At 41.3% G+C, this 8,489-nt stretch carries 11 protein-coding genes; 3 read left to right on the top strand and 8 right to left on the bottom strand.

The annotated features are described in order from the left end of the window. Both HZC12_06725 and HZC12_06720 read left to right on the top strand, forming a co-directional pair. Positions 1-175: hypothetical protein (locus HZC12_06725; protein ID MBI5026405.1), on the top strand; the 175-nt coding region annotated here is incomplete at its 5' end. A gap of 1 nt (position 176) precedes the next feature. Beyond that, positions 177-476, top strand: a complete 300-nt coding sequence (locus HZC12_06720; GenBank protein MBI5026404.1) for a UPF0175 family protein — start codon at positions 177-179, stop codon at positions 474-476. Positions 477-485: 9 nt separating this feature from the next. Here HZC12_06720 and HZC12_06715 read toward each other — a convergent pair whose 3' ends face one another. The 3 genes from HZC12_06715 to HZC12_06705 all read right to left on the bottom strand — a co-directional run bounded on the left by HZC12_06715 (position 486) and on the right by HZC12_06705 (position 2,321). Then, on the bottom strand, positions 486-1,175 hold the full coding sequence (locus HZC12_06715; GenBank protein ID MBI5026403.1) for a GspH/FimT family protein: 690 nt from the start codon (positions 1,173-1,175) through the stop codon (positions 486-488). Positions 1,176-1,317: 142 nt separating this feature from the next. Beyond that, the gene (locus HZC12_06710; protein ID MBI5026402.1) at positions 1,318-1,920 is read right to left on the bottom strand and encodes a hypothetical protein; all 603 of its coding nucleotides are present in this window, start codon (positions 1,918-1,920) and stop codon (positions 1,318-1,320) included. Further along, complete coding sequence (locus HZC12_06705; GenBank protein MBI5026401.1) at positions 1,917-2,321, bottom strand: hemerythrin family protein; 405 nt, start codon at positions 2,319-2,321, stop codon at positions 1,917-1,919. Before HZC12_06705 ends, HZC12_06710 begins: the two co-directional genes overlap by 4 nt. A 184-nt stretch (positions 2,322-2,505) precedes the next feature. On the opposite strand from HZC12_06705, the gene HZC12_06700 reads away from it, so the two are divergent. Next, positions 2,506-3,960, top strand: a complete 1,455-nt coding sequence (locus HZC12_06700) for a TldD/PmbA family protein (GenBank protein MBI5026400.1) — start codon at positions 2,506-2,508, stop codon at positions 3,958-3,960. A 4-nt stretch (positions 3,961-3,964) separates the two neighbouring features. Here HZC12_06700 and HZC12_06695 read toward each other — a convergent pair whose 3' ends face one another. The 5 genes from HZC12_06695 to HZC12_06675 form a co-directional block, all read right to left on the bottom strand. After that, positions 3,965-4,525 (bottom strand): SDR family oxidoreductase, encoded by a 561-nt coding sequence (locus HZC12_06695; protein MBI5026399.1) that lies wholly within the window; start codon positions 4,523-4,525, stop codon positions 3,965-3,967. Between the two features lie 6 nt (positions 4,526-4,531). Beyond that, positions 4,532-4,672: an SDR family NAD(P)-dependent oxidoreductase gene (locus tag HZC12_06690; GenBank protein MBI5026398.1), complete on the bottom strand. Its 141-nt coding sequence runs from the start codon at positions 4,670-4,672 to the stop codon at positions 4,532-4,534. Positions 4,673-4,729: 57 nt separating this feature from the next. Further along, the gene (bioF, locus tag HZC12_06685) at positions 4,730-5,923 is read right to left on the bottom strand and encodes an 8-amino-7-oxononanoate synthase (GenBank protein MBI5026397.1); all 1,194 of its coding nucleotides are present in this window, start codon (positions 5,921-5,923) and stop codon (positions 4,730-4,732) included. Positions 5,924-6,093: 170 nt separating this feature from the next. Then, a complete protein-coding gene (locus HZC12_06680) occupies positions 6,094-6,753 on the bottom strand; it encodes a radical SAM protein (protein ID MBI5026396.1) in 660 nt (219 codons plus the stop codon). Positions 6,754-6,761: 8 nt separating this feature from the next. After that, on the bottom strand, positions 6,762-8,489 hold a 1,728-nt coding region (locus HZC12_06675; GenBank protein MBI5026395.1), incomplete at its 5' end, for a diguanylate cyclase.

The raw sequence follows: 8,489 nt of genomic DNA, 5'->3' as shown, positions 1-8,489 counted from the left end.
TAAGATTTTAAAGGTAGAATTTGTCACAGCAATTGCTATTTTAATAAGGTCATTTGAAAAAGGCCTTATTGACAGAGATGAAGCCATTATTAAGTTGCAGAAGCTTCAATCTATTGGCAGGTATAACAGGGCAATAATTGAGGACGCAACAAAACAAATAAAAGGAGGTATTTAAGATGGCTACTAAAACCTTAAGCATACGTGTGGATGACGACAACTATAGATTTCTTTCTTCCCTTGCCAAGGAAGAAAAAGAAGATGTTTCAAAGGCAGTAAGAGAGCTCGTTGACCTCGGCAGGATAATGCTTGCTATAGAGAAATATAAAAAATCAGAGGCATCTATCGAAAAGGCAGCACGGATAGCAGGAGTTTCTATCTCAAAGATGATGGAGATATTTAAGGAATATAGAGTTGAAGCAAATCTGGAATACGAGGACTATCTGAAGGGACTGAAAAGCCTGAGAAAGATATGGTAGAAATCGATTTCATCTTACCTCTATCCATTGAGAATTATCCGGCCCCTGGGATGGTTTAAGATTACCTTTTTCACCTTTCCATTTCCACATACTTGCTGCACCAGCATGATTGCTTATCCGGACCACATAGCTATAACCTCTCCCGGCATGCTGAAGATAAACAGAGCCTAAGTTGCCTGCAGAGCCACTGGGATTAAAATCTGCTCTCGGAGGTTCAGTGCTTCCAAAACACACTGGTGCATTCTTACAGAGCGGCGAACCATCTGGATTTTCGGATGCCATTGTCCCAAACTCTACATCTGCGCCATAGTCCTGTAAATTTACCACCATCACACAGTCAGGCACATTATCTCCATTAGCATCAGTATCATCATTGGGCAGTCTGTCACCATCAATGTCCTTGCAGATTCCAAAGGTATCCATATTAAGAGTTGTGAGGTTCCTGTCGCCATCTCCATCGAAACCCATTAGATACCTGTTGTTTGCAGTATCAAAGACAATCAGATACTCTCTGTTCTCCTTTATCGCCATTGCCCTTGCAAGCCTCATATTCTGAATTAAATCTGTTGCTGCTGAGCGCACGCTGTAATTTGATTTGAACTGACCGAGCAGAGGCGTAGATACGAGGGTTATTATCCCGATTATTGTGATAACAATAAGGAGTTCGAGCAGAGTTATGCCGTTAGATTCTTCAAGCATTACTTTAAGTAAATGATTATAATAGTAGTAAAAATAAGAGTTTATTTGCAAACAGGAAATTATAAAACCCTGTTTTCTCCGTGCCCTCTGTGTTCTCTGTGGTTAATTAAGTTTTTTGTTTATTGTGGATTGCCCCTTGATGTTATTGTACTTTCTTTTCTTTTTCAAGTTCAAGGGACTCGATCTCGCTACTTATTGTTCTTTCCTTATTTTCGATGTCCTGGAGGTTTTTATTAAATTGTATAGTCTTTTCTTCGAGTTCCTTCAATCTCTTGTCAAATGCTCTTTTCTTTGTGGGAGACATAAGTCTACCTTCTTTCTTCAGGTCTTCTGATAGCTGTTCCCTCTCCTTGGTAAGTTTTTCACTTTCTGGTATCAGGGCTTCTTTTTGTTTTGAAACTCTGTCACGCTCTTCCCTTAATGCCTGAGTTTTCTCTTTTGTCTCTCTATCTCCTTCATTCTTCGTCTCAGGTTTTGACGTCGCTGGTGTTTCTTCTATCCCGCTCTCTTTCTCATGTACAACGCCTTCGTTCTTTTCAATTTCAATTTTTTTAATGCTGCGTATGTCGTTTTTATCTACAGTTACCTCTCCGCCATGGATATAAAACTTGATTTGCCCCTCGACTTCTTCATATTCATCTGCTGTGATTTGTCGGCCATCTTTGAATTGTATTAAATAATCGGCATGGGATATGGCAGGAATTAAAAGGAATAACATCAATAGTAAAAATACTATCTTTCTCATATCTTAGTCTCCAAAAACGTACCCAGGGCTTTATCTACTTTGCCGATATGATTTATAAGCCAATCACCTACCCGAAGATTAACCTGTATTACTAAATATGAAGTCGCACCCTGTGTCTCAAACTCTTTTTTTAAGTTAGAAAAGTCTTTTATAAATTCTGTGTGTTGTGCCTTGTGTGCTAAATAGCCTGGATAGTCATATCTGGTCATATACCTTTCTTCTGCGCCAAAATGTGTTATTACGTAATCCTCTAAAAACTTGATTACTTTAGCAATATCTTCCTTGCCCTTACCCTGACTTATTGTAGTATGCAGGTTGTTTATTCTGTTAAATAACTCTTTATGCTGGTTATCAATCTCATCTACACCTACTGATAAGGCTTGAGTCCATTGCAGTGCCATGGTGCCATACCTCCTTAATGTTTGATGATGCAAGCATCGTGGTAAAGATGTGATAATTGTATCAATTAACTTTAAAAATCACAAGCCAAAGTGAGTATGGTGGATGAAAGCGAAAAGGATTGTTTGGCAACACGCTCATATAGTATATTATCCATTGCAAGCTAACAGGATGAAAGGATAGATTATGGACATTGCTTCATTAGCAGAGGATGCGCTTAGACTTGCCCTTAAAAAGGGCTGTGATGGCGCCGAGGTTTTTATAAAGGCCTCAAAGAGCATTTCAGCAGAGGCCAAAGATGGCGGGGTAGAGGCATTAGAGACGGCCAGAGAATTTGGCATGGCAGTTAAGGTCATTAAGGGGCAGAGACTCGGGTTTTCTTTTATATCAGGGCCTGTTGATAGTCAGCAGTCGGCAGTCGGCAGTCGGTCTAATAAGAACGTCCCACCTATTGATAAATGTGTAGAAAAGGCATTGGAGGGAGCTTGCTGGACAGGCGCAGACGGATACAATGATATTGCTGATTTTAGGTCTCCTTCGGATGTCCTTATATGGGATGAAGATATTACATTGATAAACGAGGACGATGCTATAAAAAACGCTGTGCTTCTTGAGAATGGGGCACTATCTTTTGACAGGAAGGTAAAAAAGGTCAGAAAGGCTACATCTACTTTTGTCAGCAATGATGTTGCCATATTTAACTCAAAAGGTGTGAACATTTCATATAAAGGCACTTCTGTCAGTGCCCATGTAATGGCCATTGCCCAGGATGGGGGAGACAGCCAGATGGGCTGGGACTATGGATTTAGCAGACAGCTCAAAGATATTGATTTTGCTTCCATAGGTGCAGGGGCAGCAAAGAAGGCGGTGATGCTTTTAGGTGCAAAGAAAATCAATGCTGTAAAAGCGCCTGTTATACTTGACCCTATGGTGGCATCCGAGTTCCTGGGCATCCTCAGCCTTTCATTCTCTGCAGAATCAGTGCAAAAGGGAAAGTCTTTGTTAGCAGACAGGGTTGATAAAATCATAACAAGCCCTATATTGAATATAATTGACGATGGCACAATGCCGTGGTGCCCTGGCACGTCTCCTGTTGATGATGAGGGTATTCCAGCTCGCAGGAAAGTCCTTATTGAAAATGGAAGGCTTACAGGCTTTCTACACAACACTTATACTGCAAGAAAGGCAGGAATTGTCTCAACAGGTAATGCAGTAAGGGGGAGTTTCAAGAGTTATCCTGGCGTGGGAATCACAAATCTTTATATTACCCCTCAGGATGAGGCTAAAGGCTTAAGGCTTAAGGCTGAAGAGATACTTAGTGCGGAAGGGCAGAAGTGCAAAAGTGCAGAAGAAAAAACTTCAAAGCTTCAGAGCTTCGTCTCTTCAGTTGGAAAAGGGCTTTTTGTCATTGAGGCAATGGGTGTGCATACAGCTAATCCCATATCAGGAGATTTTTCAGTTGGTATCTCTGGCTTATGGATAGAAAATGGAAGACCTTTGTTTCCAGTTAAGGAGGCAGTTATATCAGGAAATATCTTTGAGATGTTCAAAAGGGTGGGGGGTGTTGGCAAGGACCTGAGGTTTTTCGGCAGGCTGGGCTCTCCGAGTCTTTTAATCGGAGAAATGGATATTAGTGCATAAAAAGTTATATAACCCTGCTATCCAGATTAAATACCTGCCCTGTTATTCCACTTGTCTCTGAAAGATGGGCTATGAATTCTGCAACTTCATGGGGATTTGAAAACCTCCTGAGAAGGTTGTCCCTCAAAGCCGTTTCTCTTGCCTTATCTGTAGCGTTGCTGCCCATGTCAGTTAGCATGTAGCCAGGCAGGACTGCATTTACCATTATATTATGTTGAGCAAACTCTGAAGCAGCCGATAGTGCCAGGCCAATAAGAGCAGCCTTTGAGGCAGAATAGGCTGAAAGCCCTGCCTTACCTTTAATTCCAGCAATTGAGGAGATATTTATTATGTGCCCATGGCCCTGTTTTATCATGTATGGTGTTGCTGCCCGTATAAAATTAAACGGGCCTTTAAGATTCGTAGCCATTACTTCATCAAAATCTGCATCCGATGTCTTTAAGAGCAGGGACTCTTTTGTAATACCGGCATTATTTACAAGGACATCAATCCTTCCCCATCTTTTGATAACCTCGTCAGTCAGAGTTTTTACTTCTTCAAAATTCCTGACATCAGCTTTAAGCACTATTGATTACTTTACCTGTGAGGCAACTTCTTCTGCTTCACTACTTTTATCTTTATAATGGATAACAACCTGATGCCCCCTCCTGCCAAATGCGAGGGCAATAGCTTTACCAAGACCGCGAGATGAACCTGTAATTAGACAGACCATAATTAATGCAAATTAAAAATGTAAAATTCAAAATGCAAAATTAAGGAAACTTTTAATTTAAAAATCTTCTCTTCCACAATTTTGATTTTTGATTTTTGATTTTTGAAATTTTAATCTTTCAATAACCGCATCTACATCTTCCTCCGTATGTGCGGCTGTAACAGAAAATCTTATCCTGCATTTTCCCTCAGGCACTGTCGGCGGCCTTATTGCTGGAGCAAATATCTTATTGTCATAAAGATAATTGCTTAGCCTCATGGTGCTTTCAATGTCTCCTGTTAACAGTGGAATTATAGGCGTCTCAGAATCAAGGGTATTATAACCAATTCTCTTAAGTCCCCGGTAAAGCCTTCTTCTGTTTTTCCATAGTTTATCCCTCAGCCCATGCGATTCAGAATCAACTATATCTATTGCCTTTATTGCAGCGCTTGCTAATGCAGGAGGAAGGGCGGTTGAATAAATAAAGCTCCTCGCCTTGTTTATCAGAAGTTCTATCAGGTCATTTGAACCAGCAACAAATGCCCCGAAACAGCCAAATGCCTTGCTTAAAGTTCCCATCTGGATTATGCCCTGAGCTGAGCTTGCCGAAGCTTCAATACCAAAATGCTCAAACGCTCCCCTGCCTGTCCTTCCGAGGACGCCAGTTGCATGGGCATCATCAATCATAAGCATTGCATCATATTTTTTGTACAGAGAAACTATATCTTTAAGAGGCGCAACATCCCCGTCCATGCTGAATACAGTGTCAGTTATTACGAGTTTTTTGCCCGCGGATTTTCTTAAAAGTTCTTCAAGGTGATTAACGTCCCTGTGTCTGTAAACCTTTATCTCTGCCTTTGAAAGTCTTGCGCCATCAATAATGCTTGCATGATTTAACTCATCGCTCAAGATTGTATCACCGGATTTCACAATGGCAGGTATTACCCCGGTATTTGCTGAATAGCCTGTATTGAAAATTAGGGCAGCCTCTGTCCCTTTAAATCTGGCTATCCGCTCCTCAAGCTCTCTATGGGGAATGTAGGAGCCGCTTAAAAGCCTTGATGCGCCTGAGCCAAAGCCGTATTTTTTCAGGGCATTTACAGCAGCTTTTATAATCTCAGGGTGGCTGGCAAGCCCGAGATAATCGTTTGATGAGAAGTTTAAGTATTCTTCTCCGTTGATGACTACCCTCGGGCCATGAGATGATTCAAGCCATTTAAGCTCCCTTAAGAGGCCCTTCTCCTTTAATTTCCTTAGCTCCTCATCAAACATCTGTTTTTATTTTTGGTTCATCTCCCATTTAGTTGCAATAAATATTCTCAAAAGGTCATTCCTGCGAAAGCAGGAATCCAGGATATAAACATAATAGTTTCTCATACTTTCTCTGGATTCCCGCTTTCGCGGGAATGACAGCTTATATGCCTTTCACTCACGTTTACTTTTTAGCAACTTTTTTGAAGATGAACTTTTTTTCTTTCTCCTACCTTCCATATATATTTATGAATTTGCAGTTGAAGCCTTACTGGGAGGTTGTCACGCAGAATCCATGAAGCGAGGGTATCGGGTTTGACCAGGCCAAAGGCAGGCGACATAAGGACGTGGCATTTTTTAATAAGCCCGAATTTCTCAATAATGCCTTTTGCCCATGAGTAATCTTCTCTATTCATTACGACAAATTTAACCTCGTCTTTTTCTTTCAGCAGGTTAAGGTTTTTAAAATCCATTTTCTCACTCATGCCGCTTTCAGGTGTTTTTATGTCCATTATAACAATAGCCCTTCTGTCAAGCCCTGCAATGCTTATTGAACCATTGGTTTCAACGAGGACTTTATAACCTTTATCAAGGAGACTGCTTATCAGCGGATAAATATCTTTCTGCAGAAGGGGCTCTCCACCTGTAAATTCAACAAGTTTAATTTTGTAATCCTTAATTTTTGAAAATATTTCTTTGCCTGACATCTCCCTTCCATCGTAATAAGCATAAGCTGTATCGCAATAAGAACATCTCAGATTGCAGCCGGCAAGTCTGACAAAAACACATGGCAGTCCTGCATATGTAGACTCTCCCTGGATGCTCTTAAAGATTTCATTGACCTTAAGCATGCAAGTTGCTATTTCGGAGTGGAAATCTGAGTGTTTAAAAACTTTATAAAAACCTTGACCAGTTTGGGGTCAAACTGCCTGCCAGACTCTGCCTTTAGTTCATCAATTGCCTGCTGGATGGTGAGGCTCTTTTTATACGGTCTTGGTGAGACCATGGCATTGAATGCTTCAGCAATTGCCAGAATTCGTGCATGCAGAGGGATTTCTTCTCCTTTCAATCCGTTTGGATAACCATTGCCATCAAATCGCTCATGATGATAAAGAATAGCTGGCAGTATTTCTTCTATGTGCGGGTATTTACCCAGTAGCATTTCTGCGAGTCCTGGATGTGCCATAATAATTTTTTTCTCCTCTTCAGTAAGGTCACATGGCTTGTTTAAAATTTTATCCGGTATACTTACGGACCCTATATCATGCAGTATGCTTGCAGTTCTCAATCTTTCTATATCCTCTCCACTGAGGCCAAGCTCCCTGGCTAATGCGACTGATAGCCTGGCTACCTCTGCTGAATGCCCCTTTGTATATGGTGTCCTGGAGTCAACCGCCATGGCGAGGTTTTCAATAACGCTCGCCTCGATGCTCTTAGAGGCATGCTCCAGATACCAGGCGCCTTTCTCAGCTTCGACAGGCTCAGCTTCGAGGGTCTCGGCAAACCCACATGTCATGTTCCTGCCGTGCTCCTTTGCAAAGTAAAGGGCCTTATCGGCACTTCCAATAAATTCGTCTTTATCCCCTGCATTTTCTGGAAAACTGGCAAATCCTATACTGATAGTTATAAATGCCCTTTCGCCATTTGGAAGAATGAAAGGAGTTTCAGCAATTTTTTTTCTCAGCCTTTCAGCAAGAATGCGTGAACCTGCATAATCTGTTTCTGGCAGAATTACGGCAAACTCTTCTCCACCGTATCTGGCGGCAAGGTCAGTGGCCCGTATTTGCTCCTTTATAATAGAGCTAATGGATTTGAGAACCCTATCTCCGACCTGATGCCCATAAATGTCGTTAAAATTTTTGAAATGGTCAATATCCAGAATCAAAAGGGAAACCTCTCTTCCATATCTCCTTGCCCTCGCTATTTCATCTTTTAACCTCTCCTGAAAATGCCTGTGATTGTTAAGTCCTGTGAGCCCATCTACTACAGCAAGTCTTATAATCTCTTCGTGCACAGAGACTGTCAGAAATGCCTGGAAGGCAAAATCCATTAACATATCCTCGTCTTCATGGTCAAAGGAATCTTTAAGTTTATCAGCCAATATCAAAACCCCTGAGGTATCTCCCGATGAAATTAATGGCACAGCGAGTATGTCTTTTACTTTCAGATTTAATTCGGGAACTTCTATGTGCTCTCCTGTTTTCTCAATTCTTAAAGGGACCTGGTCTTTTAATACTTTCCTGAAAAGCCCCTCAGTGCTCAATCTGACGGTTGATGGGTCCTGAATGCCCTCATTTGCAATAAAAAATCTCGTTGTGATTGTTTTGGGGTCAAAAATTATTACACAACAATGTTGCGACTTGATTAGATCCTTTGTGCGGTCAACAAGGTTTTTGAGAATAACATCAGTCTTAAGCTCGGATGAAATAAACCCCATCAATTCAGTCAGTATGGCGTATTGACGCACAACCCGCTGTCCCTTAGACACCCTTTCCTTGAGGGAATCAACTATTTTTTTGATGTTCATGGCTATAGGCGCAAACTCGTCTCCATCCTTTATCTCGAGTCTGGCATCAAGGTCGCCCCT

The organism is Nitrospirota bacterium (genome assembly GCA_016214385.1).
In the GTDB taxonomy this organism is placed as follows: domain Bacteria; phylum Nitrospirota; class Thermodesulfovibrionia; order UBA6902; family JACROP01; genus JACROP01.
This window is presented reverse-complemented; position numbering and strand designations above follow the sequence as displayed.